This is a genomic window from Alicyclobacillus sp. CIJ1 (genome assembly GCF_057538885.1).
Map to the genome: position 1 here is coordinate 61,728 of NZ_BAAJPH010000117.1, position 15,934 is coordinate 77,661.

The 15,934-nt window shown below is 64.1% G+C and carries 16 protein-coding genes; 9 read left to right on the forward strand and 7 right to left on the reverse strand.

Annotation, left to right across the window (positions count from 1 at the left end; genetic code table 11):
- Window positions 1–9 precede the first annotated feature (9 nt).
- Entirely contained in the window at window positions 10–450 is a 441-nt protein-coding gene (locus AC27E8_RS09225; protein ID WP_487099222.1) for a Fur family transcriptional regulator, read from the reverse strand.
- A 133-nt stretch (window positions 451–583) separates the two neighbouring features.
- Between AC27E8_RS09225 and AC27E8_RS09230 the strand changes: the two genes are divergently transcribed.
- The 5 genes from AC27E8_RS09230 (at window position 584) to AC27E8_RS09250 (ending at window position 4,708) form a co-directional block, all read left to right on the forward strand.
- Window positions 584–1,522, forward strand: coding sequence for a metal ABC transporter solute-binding protein, Zn/Mn family (locus AC27E8_RS09230; protein ID WP_487099221.1), 939 nt, complete (start codon window positions 584–586; stop codon window positions 1,520–1,522).
- Window positions 1,519–2,340, forward strand: coding sequence for a metal ABC transporter ATP-binding protein (locus AC27E8_RS09235; protein ID WP_487099220.1), 822 nt, complete (start codon window positions 1,519–1,521; stop codon window positions 2,338–2,340). The genes AC27E8_RS09230 and AC27E8_RS09235 overlap by 4 nt, the downstream gene beginning before the upstream one ends.
- Entirely contained in the window at window positions 2,337–3,212 is an 876-nt protein-coding gene (locus AC27E8_RS09240; RefSeq protein ID WP_487099219.1) for a metal ABC transporter permease, read from the forward strand. Before AC27E8_RS09235 ends, AC27E8_RS09240 begins: the two co-directional genes overlap by 4 nt.
- Window positions 3,209–4,036 carry a metal ABC transporter permease gene (locus AC27E8_RS09245; RefSeq protein ID WP_487099218.1) on the forward strand — a complete coding sequence of 276 codons (828 nt, stop codon included), beginning with the start codon at window positions 3,209–3,211 and terminating at the stop codon, window positions 4,034–4,036. Before AC27E8_RS09240 ends, AC27E8_RS09245 begins: the two co-directional genes overlap by 4 nt.
- A 135-nt stretch (window positions 4,037–4,171) precedes the next feature.
- Window positions 4,172–4,708: an acyl-CoA thioesterase gene (locus AC27E8_RS09250; protein ID WP_012811858.1), complete on the forward strand. Its 537-nt coding sequence runs from the start codon at window positions 4,172–4,174 to the stop codon at window positions 4,706–4,708.
- A gap of 61 nt (window positions 4,709–4,769) precedes the next feature.
- Here AC27E8_RS09250 and AC27E8_RS09255 read toward each other — a convergent pair whose 3' ends face one another.
- Window positions 4,770–5,759 (reverse strand): Gfo/Idh/MocA family protein, encoded by a 990-nt coding sequence (locus tag AC27E8_RS09255; RefSeq protein ID WP_487099217.1) that lies wholly within the window; start codon window positions 5,757–5,759, stop codon window positions 4,770–4,772.
- A 245-nt stretch (window positions 5,760–6,004) separates the two neighbouring features.
- Here AC27E8_RS09255 and AC27E8_RS09260 point away from each other — a divergent pair, with 245 nt between their 5' ends.
- From AC27E8_RS09260 to AC27E8_RS09270, 3 genes are all read left to right on the forward strand, one after another.
- Window positions 6,005–7,237: a WD40 repeat domain-containing protein gene (locus tag AC27E8_RS09260; protein ID WP_487099216.1), complete on the forward strand. Its 1,233-nt coding sequence runs from the start codon at window positions 6,005–6,007 to the stop codon at window positions 7,235–7,237.
- Window positions 7,238–7,312: 75 nt separating this feature from the next.
- On the forward strand, window positions 7,313–9,712 hold the full coding sequence (locus AC27E8_RS09265) for an EAL domain-containing protein (RefSeq protein ID WP_487099215.1): 2,400 nt from the start codon (window positions 7,313–7,315) through the stop codon (window positions 9,710–9,712).
- Between the two features lie 37 nt (window positions 9,713–9,749).
- Window positions 9,750–10,553 (forward strand): Gfo/Idh/MocA family protein, encoded by an 804-nt coding sequence (locus AC27E8_RS09270; RefSeq protein ID WP_487099288.1) that lies wholly within the window; start codon window positions 9,750–9,752, stop codon window positions 10,551–10,553.
- 4 nt (window positions 10,554–10,557) lie between these two features.
- Here AC27E8_RS09270 and AC27E8_RS09275 read toward each other — a convergent pair whose 3' ends face one another.
- The 4 genes from AC27E8_RS09275 to AC27E8_RS09290 form a co-directional block, all read right to left on the reverse strand.
- A complete protein-coding gene (locus AC27E8_RS09275; protein WP_487099214.1) occupies window positions 10,558–11,823 on the reverse strand; it encodes an MFS transporter in 1,266 nt (421 codons plus the stop codon).
- A 351-nt stretch (window positions 11,824–12,174) separates the two neighbouring features.
- On the reverse strand, window positions 12,175–12,420 hold the full coding sequence (locus AC27E8_RS09280; RefSeq protein ID WP_487099213.1) for a hypothetical protein: 246 nt from the start codon (window positions 12,418–12,420) through the stop codon (window positions 12,175–12,177).
- Between the two features lie 124 nt (window positions 12,421–12,544).
- The gene (locus AC27E8_RS09285; protein WP_487099212.1) at window positions 12,545–13,528 is read right to left on the reverse strand and encodes an inorganic phosphate transporter; all 984 of its coding nucleotides are present in this window, start codon (window positions 13,526–13,528) and stop codon (window positions 12,545–12,547) included.
- 11 nt (window positions 13,529–13,539) lie between these two features.
- On the reverse strand, window positions 13,540–14,151 hold the full coding sequence (locus AC27E8_RS09290; protein WP_008339331.1) for a DUF47 domain-containing protein: 612 nt from the start codon (window positions 14,149–14,151) through the stop codon (window positions 13,540–13,542).
- A gap of 286 nt (window positions 14,152–14,437) precedes the next feature.
- On the opposite strand from AC27E8_RS09290, the gene AC27E8_RS09295 reads away from it, so the two are divergent.
- The gene (locus AC27E8_RS09295) at window positions 14,438–14,659 is read left to right on the forward strand and encodes a hypothetical protein (RefSeq protein ID WP_487099211.1); all 222 of its coding nucleotides are present in this window, start codon (window positions 14,438–14,440) and stop codon (window positions 14,657–14,659) included.
- A gap of 29 nt (window positions 14,660–14,688) precedes the next feature.
- Here AC27E8_RS09295 and AC27E8_RS09300 read toward each other — a convergent pair whose 3' ends face one another.
- Window positions 14,689–15,885, reverse strand: coding sequence for an ROK family transcriptional regulator (locus AC27E8_RS09300; protein ID WP_487099210.1), 1,197 nt, complete (start codon window positions 15,883–15,885; stop codon window positions 14,689–14,691).
- Window positions 15,886–15,934: the final 49 nt, after the last annotated feature.

Here is a 15,934-nt window from a genome sequence, read left to right on the forward strand (position 1 = left end):
TCGGGCTCCTCACGAGCCCTGGCCGCCCGCGTCCGCACAGCGATGGCAGTAGCCGTAAATCTCGAGCCTGTGGTCTTCGATGCGAAAGTTCGGCACCTGTTGCCGAATCCGGTCGATGGGGCACTCTTCGATGGGGATGGACGCTCCGCAGCGCAGGCACACGAGGTGATGGTGATGCCCTCGCGCGCATTGAAGGCGGTATCGAGCCCTGTCATCCGCGAATTCCATGGGCTCGATCACGTTCTGCTCCACGAGGATCCCGAGCGTCCGATAGATGGTGTCGAAGCTCACGGAAGGGTAAATTTTACTGACGTGATCGTACACCTCCTTCGCCGAAAAATACCGATCCCGATTCTCGACGAAGAGGTCCACCACCGCTCGCCGCTTGCCGGTGAATTTATAGCCTGCCTCTTTCAGCGCTTGAAGAATCGAGGCCGTGGTCTCGTGCACCGGATGCAACTCCCTTCTTTCGCCCCTATCATAAATCGAAATCAATCCGATTTACAAACCGCACCCAACCTGATATACTCCTCTCGGCAACCCAAATCGGAATCGTTCTGATTTGAGAGGGTGGAGAGAGACCATGAAGCGCTCATGGTGGAACACAGCCATCGCCGCGGTGTCCGCCGCGCTCGTCATGACGGGCTGCGGCATCGCGAAGCCCGCGGCAAAGGGGAGTGCGGCGGCAGCGCAGGCGAACATCCGCGCCGTCGGCGCCGAGAGCGAATACGCGGACCTCATCCGGCAGATTGGCGGGCCGTACGTGTCCGTGACGGCCATCATGTCCAACCCTGCAGTGGACCCGCATGAATACGAGGCCAATCCGAAAGACGCCATCGCGGTGGCTGAGGCAAACCTGGTTGTCCAGAACGGGCTCGGCTATGACGAGTTCATGAACAAGCTCGAGCAGGCTTCGCCGAATCCCAACCGCATCGTGATTGACGCAGGCCAGGCGCTCGGATACCGGGCCAACACCGCGAATCCTCATATCTGGTATCAACTGAATACGATGCCCCGGTTGGCGAAGATGGTCGCATCGGATCTGGGCAAACTGGATCCCAGTCACGCGGCCTACTTTCAGGCGCGCGCGAATGCGTTTATCCAGTCGCTCAAGCCATGGGACGAGGCGGTAGCGCGCCTGAAGGCGGCCTATCGCGGCCGTGGTGCGGCGGTCACGGAACCGGTGTCGGACTATCTGCTTCAGGAGGCGGGTCTCCAGATCAAGACGCCCTGGGCATTTCAGGCAGCCATCATGAACGGCACGGATCCGTCGCCGCAGGATGTGGCGCTGCAGACGCAGCTGTTCACGCACCACGAGGTGAGCGTGTTCTGCTACAACAAGCAGGTAGTGACGAACGTCACCAAGATGTTCCTCACACTTGCCGAGCGAGAACATATCCCGACGGTCGCCGTGTACGAGACGGAGCCCACGGGACTGACGTATCAGCAGTGGATGCTGGAGGAGACCAACGCCATCTACAACGCGCTCGCGCACGGCACGTCCCTGGAGGCGATCTCGTGACACCTGCCATCTCGTTTCGCGACCTCACCGTATCGTACGGCTCGCGCACCGTGTTTGCGCATCTGACGGGCGAGATTCGGGCCGGACAATTCGTCGGCGTGCTGGGACCAAACGGCGCCGGCAAGTCGACGCTGCTCAAAGCGCTGGCCGGGCTCATCCGCCCCGCCGGAGGTGTTGTCGAGATCGACGGCAAGCCCGTCCGGCGGCGCAACGAGGCCATTGGCTACGTGCCGCAGGCGGTGCATTTGGACGAGGACGTGCCGCTCACCGGGCGCGATCTCGTCGGCCTGGGTCTCGATGGGCATCGCCTCGGCTTTCCGCTCCCCTCCAGGCGGCGGCGCGACGCAATTGAAGCGGCGCTCGCGGAGGTGAACGCGCTCCACCTGGCGGACAGGCGCATCGGACGGCTGTCGGGCGGCGAGCGCCAGCGGCTGCTGATTGCGCAGGCCATCGTCTCGAAGCCGCGCGTCCTGCTGCTCGACGAGCCGCTCAACAACCTCGATCTCGCCTCGACGCACCAGGTGGTGGATCTCGTAAAGCGGCTCGCGCACGAAGGCCAGATGGCGGTGTTGCTCGTGGCGCACGACGTGAATCCGCTCATTGGCCGCGCCGACGAAATTCTCTATCTGGCGAATGGCCGGATGGCCAAGGGCGCCTTGGACGACGTACTGCGCCCGGAGGTGCTGTCGGGGCTCTACGGCTACCCGGTGGAGGTGCTGCGCGCAGGAGGCCGGATCATCGTGGCCGCGGGGGCCATCGACGGGCACGGGCACGCCGTGTCGGCGGCGAGCCCAGAGGCGAGCGTGATGCTGCCATGACGCTCGGTTGGCTGAGCGAGGCGCTCGCGAGTGCGCCTGTCGAGCACGCGCTCATCGCTGGCACTGAAATCGCATTTCTCTCCGGCCTGGTGGGTGCGTTCGTCATCTTGCGCGGGCAGTCGTTCGCGGGCCACGTGTTGACCGACGTCGGCACCACCGGCGGCGCCGGCGCCTACCTCGTCGGCATGAACGGCTGGCTTGGGTTTCTGTCCTTCGGCGTCGTGGCGTCCGTCGGCATGGAACTCGCCGGCGGCCGAACGCGCGGGGAGCGCGATCTCGCCACCGGCGTCGTGCTCTCCCTCGCGCTCGGCTTCGGCGCCTTGTTCCTGTACCTCGACGCACAGCTCGCGCACGCCAACGCGTCGATGGCGGTGCTCTTCGGCTCCCTGTTCACGCTCGATCCCGCCCTCGTGCCGTGGATCTCGTTGGCGGCCGCTGGCTGCGTGGTGGCGATGCTCCTCATCTGGCGCCCGCTCGCCCTCGCCTCCGTCAACCCGGATCTCGCGCGCGTGCGCGGCGTGCCGGTGCGGGCGATATCCATCGCGTTCATGGTGGTGCTGGCGGTGGCCGTCGAGACGGACGCCCTCGTGGCCGGATCGCTGCTTGCCACGGCGCTCATCGTCGGGCCAGCCGCGACAGCCGCTCGTTTCACGGCCAACCCGCTTCGCGCGGGTCTCGCAGGCGGCTTGATCGGCGCGCTGATGGTGGCCGCAAGCGTGCTTTTGTCGTACGACAGCTACACGTGGCTGCCGCAGCACACGAGTTGGCCGGTGAGCTTCTTTGTGGCGGCGCTGGCGTTCTTGACATACGCCGCCGCGGCAGGCGCAGACCGAGCCATATTTCGGCGCAGAGCGGAGGGAGAACTTCAATGAGCCCGTTCGTGATGCTCGCTTTCCCGTTCGCCCGCCACGCCTTTTTGGCGGCGAGCTTTGTCGCCGTGGCGGCGGGCTGGATTGGCTTCTACGTCGTGCTTCGGGGCACGGCGTTCGCGGCGCACGCGCTCCCGAAGGTCGGGTTTGCCGGCGCAAGCGGCGCCCTCGTCCTCGGCGTGAACTCGCTCGTGGGCGTGAGCATCTACTCAGCTGCCGCCGCGCTCGGCATCGGCGCACTGGCGGAACGGGACCGGCGCGATGTGGCGACGGCACTCGTCCTGGCACTGGGCCTTGGCACGGGCGCCCTGTTTCTCAGCCTGGGCAACCTGTACGCCGACGATGCCATGTCACTCCTGTTCGGCCAGGTACTCGGCGTGAGTTCGTCCGGCGTCATCGAGACAGCGTTTGTCACGGCTGCCGGCATCGCGCTTGTGGCGGCGTTTCACCGCAGGCTGCTCTTCACCACCGTCGCGCGGGAGGCCGCCAAGGTCCGCGGCGCCTCCAACCGCACGGCCGATTGGGCACTGCTCGTCAGCCTCGGCCTTGCGACGAGCGCCATGATGCCCGTGGTGGGCGCGCTTCTCTCGTTCAGCCTGCTCGTCGGTCCAGCGCTCGCCGCGCGCCATCTCGCCCGCCGGCCCTGGCAGGCCATTGCCCTGAGCGTCGCGCTCTCGCTTCTCATCACGTGGCTGTCGCTATTCCTGTCATTTGTGCTCGGTTGGCCCGTCGGGTTCTTCGTCGCCTGCTTGTCCGCGCTCGCTTACGGGTTGTCCCGGGGCGCCGCGCGCGCCTGCGCCCGGCAAGCGCCCGCCCGCGCCGCCTGACGCGGCGATGGCCGTTTTTCGACATCCGCTTCTCCGCCGGGGCCGAGAGCGCTTACACGATTTGCCACTCGCGTTTTGGGTCTGCTAGGATGGGTCTCGTCATCATGGTTCGTTCTCGACGAGGGGGGGAAGAGGATGGACGAACAAGAGCGGCTTCGCCCGAAGACGTGCAAAGAGTCGCGCGCCACGAAAATCCTGCGCGTCTTCCCGGGCGATCTCAACGATCACCACACGATGTTCGGCGGCAAACTGATGGCCTATATCGACGACGTGGCCTCCATCTCCGCGGAGCGGCACGCCCGCGCGCAGACCGTCACGGCGTCGACCGACAGCGTCGATTTCCTTTTGCCCATCACGGAGGGACACTCGGTCTGCCTGACCTCGTACGTCACGTCGACGGGCCGCACGTCGATGGAGGTGTTCGTCAAGGTCGTGATTGAGCACCTGCGGACCGGCGAGCGAAAAATCGCAGCCACGGCGTTTCTGACGTTCGTCGCGCTGGGCCCGGATGGCAAGCCCATTCCAGTGCCGCCCGTCATCCCGGAGACGCAAGAGGAGAAGGCGCTGCACGAGAGCGCGCCGGCGCGCGCCGAGGCCCGCCGGAAACACCGGGAGCAGAGTCGGCTGTTGGCCGCGCACCTCAAGCCGGATCGCCTGTGGGAAATGGTGTGAGGGAAGCCGCCCGCGCGGGGCGGCTTGTTTGTTCGGAGTTGTTGAGATCCTCGCGGCTTCATCACTCGATAGCAACGCGCCGCCCCGTGCGCGCCGACAGAAGGCACGCGTCCAGCACGCGCATGTTGGCCACCGCGTCCTCGGGCGGGAACCGAAGCGGCTTGCCTTCCAGGATGGCGCGGCCGAGATCGTCCACTTCGAGGGCGTAGGGGTCGAGTGCATCGAACGTCTCGACGCGCTCGCCCTCCGGCGAGACGACGCGCAGGGTCACCGGCTCGCCGAGGAAGGCGTGCTCCAGGATGAGGCGTCCGTTTGCACCGATAATTTCCACTTCATTCCGCTCCGCCGCCCACATGCCGCAGTCAAAGGTCAGCGAGACGCCGCCCGCGAACTCCACAAGGCCCGCGAGGTACATGTCGACGCCGTCGTGATCGGGCGAGAAGAACGCGTGCGCCGTGGCCGCGACGGGCTCCTCGCCCAGGATGAGCCTGGCCGCGGAAATGGGATAGCATCCGACGTCGTACAGCGATCCGCCGCCCCAGTCGCGGCGAAAACGGATATTGCCGCGATCCGCCGCGTTGTTGAACGTGAACGAGCCGCGAATGCCGCGCACGGGCCCGATGGCGCCGGCCTGGATGAGTTCGAGCACCCTGTTATAGCGCGGATGGTGGCGGTACATGAACGCCTCCGCGAGGTATACCCCGTGCGCCCGGCAGGCGTCCACCATGGCCTGCGCCTCGCGGGCGTCGAGGGCGATGGGCTTCTCGCACAGAACGTGTTTCCCTGCCTCAGCCGCGTGGATGGTCCACGGCTTGTGCAGGTGATTGGGCAGCGGGATGTAGACCGCGTCCACGTCGGGATCGCGGAGCAATTCCTCGTAGCTTGCGTACGCGCGCGGCGCTCCAAACCGGCGCGCCACGTCCTCGGCTTTGGCGCCGTCGCGGCTCGCGACAGCGTACAATTCCCCCGTCTCGGACGACAGAATGCCAGGGATGAGCTTGCGAATGGCGATATCCGCGCATCCGAGAATGCCGAAGCGGACCTTCCTCATCTGAACACCCCTTTGCTCCTGGATGACAACCAGCTCTCCCCCCATTCTGCCACACGGCGCGATGGGTGTCGCCGTGATCCGATCTCCGGTGTCGAATCGGGCAGGCGAGATCGGATCTCTCTTGTCGAAAGCAGGCGGCGAGATCGGATCTTTTTTCGAATATCGCGCCGCGCCTCGTGGCATGGCAGCGCCTTCGTTTGCGGCGGCCCTTCGAGCACGAGCATAATGGGTGCGAGGTGATTGACGTGCATCCTGGCCTTCGAATGGCCCTCGCCGCACTCGCGATTTCGTCCGCGCTTGGGGGGTGCGCAACGGCGCCCGCCACGCCCACGCCGCCCCATTCGACAACGCAAGACGAGCATCTTCCCGAAGGCGCGTCCCCTGGCGCCCTCGTGGCGTGCGGATCGACGGAGGTGGCCGAGTACACGGGAGGAAAATGGATTTACTTCCCTGCCTCGTCCATCCTGAGCGCGCCGTCGACCATCTTCGAATCCGTGGACGTATCCCCGACAGGAGAGGTCGCCGCGGTGACGAGCGGGTCGCCCGACGCGTCCACGCCCGGCATGTCCTCTGCCAACATGCTCTGGACGTATCGCAAGGGCTGGCACCTGGTGTCCATCCGCAACGACACGGATGTGCAGCTGCACACGTTCGGCCCGGACGGCTCGCTGTACGTGGTTCCGGACGACGGCACCCTGCCCGGCATTTGGCAACTGACGGCGAGCGGGTGGCACCAGCTTCCCGGCAGCGCGGAGCTCGGCTACATCTCCTCGCTCGCCTGGTCGCCGAAAGGCGTGCTCACGGTCGTGTCGGTGCCGCAGAACGGAGCGACCACCGTCTGGCAGTTTGTGAACGGCCGCTTTGTCGCCATGACGAGTGATCGCGCCCCGTTTGCCGCCGACACGCTGACGGTCGGCTTTGCCCCCAACGGCGATCTCGCCGTCGGCACGAGCGCGCACGGCGTCTGGATTGACGAAGGGGGGCGCTTTATCCAGCCGGGCGGCGTGCCATGCCCCGTCACCGACGTGGGACAGTTCGCCTGGTCGCCGAAGGGCGTGCTCACGGTGAGCGGCAAGGCCGGATCGCAAAACGGCCTGTGGCAGTTCTCCGGAGGACGGTGGCAACGCGTGCAAGGCGCGGGCCCAGACATTGGGTCGGACAAGATCTACCAGTTCGGCTGGTCGCCCCACGGCGTGCTGACCGTGAGCGACGCCTCCAGGTGCCAAATCTTCGAGCTCGTCGGTGGTCGCTGGACCCCTGTATGGACCAAGACGCACGCGACGGATCGAAACGCCGCGCCGCCGAAATTCGCGTGGTCCCCCGCCGGCACGCTCGTGACGAACGGCGGCGATCTCGGCGGGCTCTGGGAACTCACCCCCGAGGGCAACTGGACAGAAATTGGCGGCCAGTCCTCCCCGTTCGCCGGCGAAGTGGGCGTGAGCTTCACATTCGCGCCGACGCGGTTGGTTCGCGCGTGAGCAGAGGATTTCGTGCGAAGGATGGCGAATTCAACCGGCAACGCTTCAATTGAGCGCAAAGGATGATGACCCATCTTGCACCCAGTTCCGCAGACGTATATTCCGATGCTCGTGATCCTCTCTTATGTCGTCGCATCGCTCGCCGCGTACGCCTCGCTCGATCTCGGCCGCCGCGTGCTGGAAACCAAGGCGAATCGCCAGCTCGTCTGGGTCGTGCTCGGCGGCGTCGCGATGGGCATCGGCATCTGGTCGATGCACTTTGTGGCGATGCTCGCTCTCATGCTCCCCGCGCAGATGACGTACAACTGGGCCATTGTCGCGCTCTCCTTGATGTTTGCCATGGCAGGCCCTGGGGCGGCGCTGTACGTGGTGGCGAGATCCGCGTCACCGGCGAAACTTGCATACGGGGCTTTGCTCATGGGCGCGGGCATCGTGTTCATGCACTACACGGGCATGGCCGCCATGGCGGTGCAAGGCGGCAGCTTCTACTATCGCGCTGGGCCGTTTGCGCTGTCGGTCGTGATTGCCGTCGTCGCGTCATACGTGGCGCTCTGGCTCTCGTTCCGGCTCGCTACAGCGCGAGGCTGGCTCGCGCAGGCGGCCAAGGTGGCTTGCGCGCTCGTGATGGGCATCGCCATCTCGGGCATGCATTACACCGGAATGTGGGCGACGGTGTTCGTCCTGCCGACTCGCCGGCTGGCGGCGCCCATGGCGTACAGCGGGCCGCTCGCATGGGTGGTTGCCGTGTTCAGCGCGTTCATCCTCCTTGCCGCCATCGCGACCGTGATGCTGGACCGGCGACTCCAGGCAGACCGTCGCCGCCTGCGTCTCGCGGACGAGCGGTTCCGCTCGCTCTATACGCACCATTCAGACGCCATCTTCACGCTCGACGCGCGCGGCGCCATCGTCGATCAAAATCCCCGCGCGAAGGAACTGGTGCCTGAGCACCACCTGCGCAAATCCGCCCGGGCGTTCGCGCGGATGATCGACAGACGGGATCGGCCGCGGGTGTTCGAGGATTACCGCCGGGCGCTTCGCGGCAGCACCACGAACGGCGAGTTCCTGCTTCGGGCGGGAGACAAGGCGCTGCACATGAGTGCCACGCACATCCCCATCGTGCTCGACGACGAGATCGAAGGCGTGTTTCTGGTGGCACGCGACGTGACGGCGGAGAAGGTGGCGGCGGAGCGCATGAACTACCTCGCCTTTCATGACACGCTGACGCATCTCGCCAACAGGCGCCATTTCGAAGCGCGCGTGGACGAATTTATCCGCCACGCCCGCCCTGGCGACGAGATGCAGATTCTCTTTGTCGATCTCGACCGATTCAAATCGGTCAACGACACCCTTGGACACGAATTCGGGGACAAGCTGCTTCAGGAGATTGCCCGCATCCTGAAGGAAGTGGCCGGCGACGACGCACTCGTGGCCCGGATGGGCGGCGACGAATTCACCATCACGCTCTTTGGCCAGCCCATGGAGCGCGCGGTCGCCGTGGCGGACGCCATTTTGAACCGCCTGCGCAAGCCTGTGCGCGTGGAGGATCGCCCGCTGTACATGACGGCGAGCGTCGGCATCGCGAGCTTTCCGCGCCACGGCGTCACGCGCGACATGTTGCTGCGCCACGCCGATCTCGCCATGTACACGGCGAAAGCCGAGGGGCGAAGCACGTACCGCTTATTTGAAGAGCGCACGGCGGCCGACGCGAAAAGCCGCTTGGAGCTCGAACAGGAACTCCGCACCGCGGCCCAGCGCGGCGACTTCGAGATTCATTACCAGCCGAAGATCGACATGCGCGCGAAGTCGGTCGTGGGCGTGGAGGCTTTGCTTCGCTGGCGCCGGCCGAGTGGCGAGTACGTGCCGCCGTGCGAGTTCATCCCTATTGCCGAGGAGACGGGCCTGATTGCGCCCATCGGGGAGTGGTGTCTGCGCACCGCGTGCCGCCAGGCGAAGGCGTGGCTCGACGCCGGTCGCCCGCTCAGAGTGGCGGTCAACCTGTCGCCGTACCAGGTGCTGACCGACGGTTTCCTCGACGTGGTGCGCGAAGTCCTCGACGAGACCGGCCTGCCCGCGCAGTACCTCGAAATCGAGGTGACCGAGAGCGCTATGATGGACGCCGAGCGGGCTGAACGGTTTCTCGCCGGATGCCAGGCGCTCGGCATCGAAGTGTCGCTCGACGACTTCGGCACCGGCTACAGCTCGCTCAGCCGCCTGACGCACCTACCACTCAACGTGGTGAAGATCGATCGCGCCTTCACACAGCGCGCGGTGGACGGCGGCCGGGCGCGGGCCCTCGTGGCGAGCATCGTGGACATCGCACACAATCTCGGCATGCGGTGCGTTGCGGAAGGCGTGGAAACCAAAGAACAGTTGTCCGTCATCGAGGCGCTCGGATGCGACGAGGCGCAGGGATTCTACTTCGCGCGTCCCCTTCCCCCATCCGATCTCGAAACGCTCTCGATCACGGCGGGGTAAGAGGTGAGACGATGGAGAGGCGGTTTCGGGTCGCGCCATCTGCGTGGCGGCACTTGAGCGCGGTTGCGACGTGATCGCCGAAAAGCCGTTCGCCCCCACCCGCGCGGATGCGGACGCCATTCTCGACGCCGTGACGCGATCCGGCAGGCGCTACATCGTGATGCAGAATCGCCGCTTTGAGCCGCACCTTCGCGCCATCCGGCGGGCCATCGAGCGCGGGCTCATCGGCCGCGTGGAGCAGATTCACGCGGATTTCTTCATCGGCGCCCACTTCGGCGGTTTTCGGGAACGCATGGAACATCCGCTGCTCTTGGACATGGCCATCCACACGTTCGACCAAGCCCGGTTCCTTCTCGGCGGTGCCAAGGCTGAGACGGCTCTATGTCTGGCGTACAACCCGGCGAGTTCTTGGTACGAGGGATGCGCGAGCGCCATCTGTGCCTTCGAGATGGAAGGCGGCGCCGTGTTCAGCTATCGCGGCAGTTGGTCCGCGGAGGGATTCCGGACATCGTGGGAGTCGACGTGGCGCATCGTGGGAAGCCGAGGGACCATCTTGTGGGACGGATCGGCCAATCCCGAAGCGGAAATCGCGCTGGAGGAAGCGCACGGATTCCTGCGACCGTGCAGGCGCGTGCGCATCGATGTGGAACCGATGGCCGAGGAAGGCCATGCCGCATGCCTGCGCGAAATGCTCAATGCGCTCAGGACTTCGCGGCCAGCGGAAACCGAGTCATCGGACAACGTCGAAAGCGCCCGGATGATGTACGCCGCCATCGAAAACGCGGCCATTCGAGCCGCCGTCCGTGTCGCCGACGGCGGCCCGGCTGCGCCGCGCCACTGATGACTCAAAGTTGAACCGGTTCGCTCGCCACTTGTCCGCGGCGGCGCAGGCGGATGGGAGCGGTTTCACGGATGAAGAACGCCATGATGCCGCTTACAAAGGCGCCTGCGGCCGCAATCCACATGGGTGCCGGCAGCCCGAAGTGATCGGCGGCCACGCCTGCGACGGTGGGCATCACCGCGCCACCAATGAGCTCGCCGACCATCTGGACCAGGCCCACCGCGGTGCCGACGTATTTCGGCGACAGCGACTCGCCCGGGATGACCACCATGAACAGCGGGAAACACGCCTGCCCGGCACAGGTGAGAAAGCCAAGCACGCACATCAGCGCGACCGAGCCGTGCACGAAGATGAGCACGAGCGGGGACAGCACGGCGATGAAGGAGAACAACACCAGCGTCGGTCGGCGCCCCCACTTGTCAGAGATGTAAGGCCCCATGAACCCCCAGAAGAACGTCCCCAGGCCCATCGCTGCCGAGATGACGCCCATCTGCTCGCCCGTGTAGTGATCGTACTCGACGAGGAACGTCGGCGCGAACGATGTGAACGCAAACAACCAGGTCATCATGAGGATCGCGATGAGCAGGGTAAACCAAATGTTCCACGTGCGGAACACCACCGGGAAGTCCTCTTTGCGCAAGCGATGTTCGCTCTTCGCAAGCTCCTCTTTCGACATGCGCTTGTTGGGGTCTTTCATGAAGAAAAGCAACACGAAGAACATGATGAGTCCCGGAATGCCCGCGACGTAAAAACCAGCGTGCCAGGAATACTTCGTAGCCGCCCAGGTGAGAATGAGCGGACCGAACGTCGAGCCGATGAGGCCGAGCGCGCTCTGGACAAAGCCCATGTTGAAGCCGCGCCTCGCCTCCGTCGAGTCGGCCATCACGGCGGCCTGCGCGATGGGCAGCACTGGCCCTTCCGACACACCCATCAGGGCGCGAATGCCAAGCATTTGGCCGAAGTTCTTCGCAATGCCCGTGAGGAAGGACAGCAGTGAAAAGGCCAGCGTGATGGGAACGAGCACGTTCTTGCGCGATCCCAAAAAGTCTGAAATGGTGCCGAAGAAGAACCCGGAGAGCGCCCAGCAAATGGCGAGAACCGACACAATCATGCCGAGTTGAGCGTTGTTCAGCTTGAGATCCGGCGCCAAGTAGGGAAACAGATACACCACGCTCAGGCGCTCCATGAAGACGAAGCCGAACGTGAAGAACATCATGAGGACGACGCCGTTCTCATAGCGCCAGAATCGCTTCTGAGGTCCCTGATCCATTCGGGGATGTCACCCTTTCCATAGGATTTTGTCGACATATTTGCCTATCAAAAGAGGGCCCAGCAAGTCCTTATCTGCAACCGGTTTCATGCCCTGCGCGCTACGCCTTCTCCCTCCCCTCCGCTGCGTCCGCCTCACTGGCTTCGAAGCTACCGGACCCTTGCGCGAGGATCAACGCGTACATTCCTGCATGCGGAACGCGCCTCTCTATATTGTCTGACAATGTGATCAAACAATAGATCATGATTATGTTGCAGTCAATATTGTATGTTGTTTTCGCCAAAAAGAAGACCCGCTTGGACATGATCGTCCGCGGGCTTCCCATTCCGACGCGACGGGATTCGGATCGATTCAACGCCACATCCGCCAATCCTTCCAGGCCATCCGCACGAACATGATGGCCGCGCCAAGGGCCGACACCACGCCAACACACACCGCCAAAGCCAGCCACACGCCCCACGGGTTGACGGCCTGTCCCCCTGGGACACCCGAACTCCCATACGCGGCGAGTACGTATTGCTCTGCAAACCTCCAAACCAAGATGACGGAAATCAGAAAGAGTCCAACGCATCCCGCGGTAAACCACTTGCCGCGCATCGACCTCCACCTCCTACGAAGGAGACGATCGCGCGGGCGAATGCGTTTCAGCGTGCCGATGGCCACAGGTGGGTCGAGCACATCAAAAAGGACAAGCCGCACAGTGGGCTTGCCCTTCCTTCCGTTACAAGAGCGCGAGCTTCGTGAGCCCCGCCGCGATGAGCCCAGACATCGGAATCGTCACTAGCCACGCGACGAGGATGCGTCCCGCCACATTCCAGTGCACGCCTCGCGCGCGCTTTGCTGCACCCGACCCCATGATGGCGGAGGAGATGACGTGCGTGGAGCTCACGGGCAACTTAAACAACGTGAAACCGAAGATGATGATGGAACTCGTCAGGTCGGACGCAAACCCGTTGATGGGCTCAATTTTGATGATTTTCGACCCGACGGTCTTGATGATCCGCCAACCCCCAGAGGCTGTGCCGACGCCCATCGCGATGGCGCAGAGCGTCTTCACCCACAAGGGGACGTGCATCGTGTGCTGATACCCTCCCGCGATGAGGGCAAACGTGATGACGCCCATGGTCTTCTGCGAATCGTTCGTGCCATGCATGAACGCCTGCGCAGCCGCCGAAAAGCACTGCAACACACGAAACACGCGGTTCACCCTGTGCGGAGACCTCCAGCCGAACACGCCGCGAAACGCCCACATGATGGCAAAGCCCAGCGCGAAGGCGCAGATGGGCGACGTGATGAGCGCCTCGATGATCGAGGTGAATCCGGCGAGATCGACCGCGTGAAAGCCCGCCGCGCCAATCACGGCCCCCGTCAGCCCGCCGATGAGGGCGTGGGACGAGGAACTCGGAATCCCGAAGTACCATGTGAACAAATTCCAAAAGATAGCGGCCACGAGTGCACACAACACGACGATGGTCCCGTGCGGGATCTTCAGCGGATCGGCGATCTTGCCGCCGATGGTCTTGGCCACGCCGGTGAAGGTCATGGCGCCAGTCAGATTCATCGCGCCCGCGAGCAACACAGCCGCCCTGGGCGACAGAGCCCGCGTGGAGACGCTGGTCGCGATGGCGTTTGCGGTGTCGTGAAATCCGTTGGTAAAGTCAAAGACCAGTCCCAAGATCACAATGAGCACGATGACAACCAGCATGCGGACGCACCTCAGGCGTTTTTCAGAATCACGGACTCGAGCACGTCCGCCACATCTTCACAACGATCCGTCACGCTCTCCAGGATCTCGTAGATCTCCTTGAGCTTGATGAGCTCGATGGCGTCCTTGCTCTCGGCGAAGAGAGACCGAAGCGCGGCGTGCAAAAGCTGATCGCCGTGTTTCTCCAGGACGTTCAACTCCTTGACGTGATCGCGAATCTGGAGCAGCTTGCGCTCGTTCAGCTTGTGAATCGCTTCCTGGATCTCCTTGGCGCTGCGATGGATGTCCTTCGCGAACTCGATCATCGTCGGCGTTGAACCCGTGACGTCATACAGCGTGAAGCGCACGCTGCAGGCGTGGATGCCGTCGATGATGTCGTCGAGCGTCGTAGCGAGCATGACATAGTCCTCGCGCTCGAGCGGGGTGATGTACGTATTGTTGAGGAGCGAGATGAGTTTGGAAATCAGTTCGTCGCCCTTGTCCTCGTATGTCTTCATGCGACTCGCCAGGGCTCCGAAATCGCCTCCCTGCTCCAGCTCCCGCTGGAACGTCTCGGTCGCTTGCGCGATGTTCTCCGCGATCTCGACCAGAAACGCAAACAGTTGATCACTGCGCTTCGACACGGCTCATCCCCCATTGAATCGAATCGTTAAGAAACTACATGATTCGCGTAAAGCTGTCGTGATGGTTTTGTTAAGTTTCCGTAAAACCTCGACCAAGTTCGACAATGTTCGGAGCTTGGTCACAATCTCACCGCACGGTTCTCTGTGAAGTGTGCCCATTTGGGGAAGATGTGTGCGGAGTGCGCCCGCGATGGCGCCGGTGCGTGCACGCTGAGGGTGAAAGGTACACGGCAAAACCGCATGGATTGGCGAGCCATGAGGAACGTTAACCGCGAGGTGGTTGAGGATGTCTCGACGTCATCGAACGCTCACGGCTCGCCATGAGGAGAATCACTGGGGATGGCCCGTCATTGGAGGGATTGGGGTCGGCCTCGGCGCCACGCTCTTGTGCATCCCGCAAAGCCGCGAGGCCATGTTTCACGCGGTGGAGCGGCTGTTCGACCGCGCTCAGAACGCGCCGTCCGCCAGTCGGCCTTCCACCCACCGAAACAGTCCGTACGGGCCGTGACTGTCCATCGGCCGCGCGCGGGCGCGGCCTCATCTCCCGATGGTGGCGCGCGACGTCACCCTGGCGCGCGGGCCTGCGAAGAAGTCGTGCAGGACGAGCGCTGCCGATCCAATGGCGCACGCGTCCCGCCCGAGCGCGGAAGGCTGCACCACCACCTTGGCGTAAGAGCTCACGAGGCACCTGGATAGAATGGCCTGCTGCATGGCGTCCGTCACCATGCGCCCGCCCTCGGCCAGCCGATTGCCGAGGATCATCATGGCCGGGTTGAGGCCATTCACAAGATTGACCGCACCTGCTCCGAGGTACCGCCCGACGGTCTGAAAGGCCTGGAGCGCGGCCGGATCGGACGCTCGAAACCGGGCAAGCACCCCGTCGAAGTCCAGCTCCTCGCCGGTCAGCTTGGCGTAGGCAGCGATGAGCGCTCGCTCCGAGGCGTACAGTTCCCAGCAACCCACGTTGCCGCACGGACAGGTTTCCCCGTGCAAATCGATGCTCATGTGGCCGAATTCGCCGGCCACGCCGTCGGCGCCGCGGATGAGCTCGTCCCCGATGACAATCCCGGTCCCGATGCCCGTCCCCGCGCTGATGTACACCAGGCTCGACACGTGCGTCGCCGCCCCGTACAGCTTCTCGCCGAGCGCGCCCGCGTTGGCCTCGTTGTCGACAAGGACGGGCTTGCCGAACCAACTCTCCATCATGGCCTTGAGCGGGATGTTCTCCCACTTGAGGTGCGGCGCGCGCAACACCACGCCGCGCGCAAAATCCACGAGGCCCGGCACACCGACACCGATGCCGATGACCCCGTAGCGACTCTCTGGCGCTTCGGCGAGCGCCTGCGCAACCGACGCGCGCAACCGCTCAAGCACCTCTTCCGCGCCGAGGTTTCTCGGAAGCGGCACCTCACGCACGCTGAGCGCCCGCGCGGCGAAGTCCGTGATGGCCACGCGGACGTACTCGACGCCCAGTTCCACTCCAAGCACGCTGCCCGCACTGGCGTTGAACAACAGCATGATGGGCCGCCGCCCCACGCGGGATCTCCCCTGTCCCACCTCCAACACCAGTCCGTCGCGGATCAATTCATCCGTGAGCGCGGACACCGTCGCTTTGTTCAGGCCCGTCTCGCTCGAAATCTGGCTGCGCGAAATAGGGCTGTGGAACCGAATGCGGTTTAAGACAATCGACTTGTTGATCTCCTTCATCAGCGCCTGATCTGCCGTTTTCTCCAAGACGAGTCTCCCCTGCGTGATGATGGATCGCACCCAGTATACTCGGTTC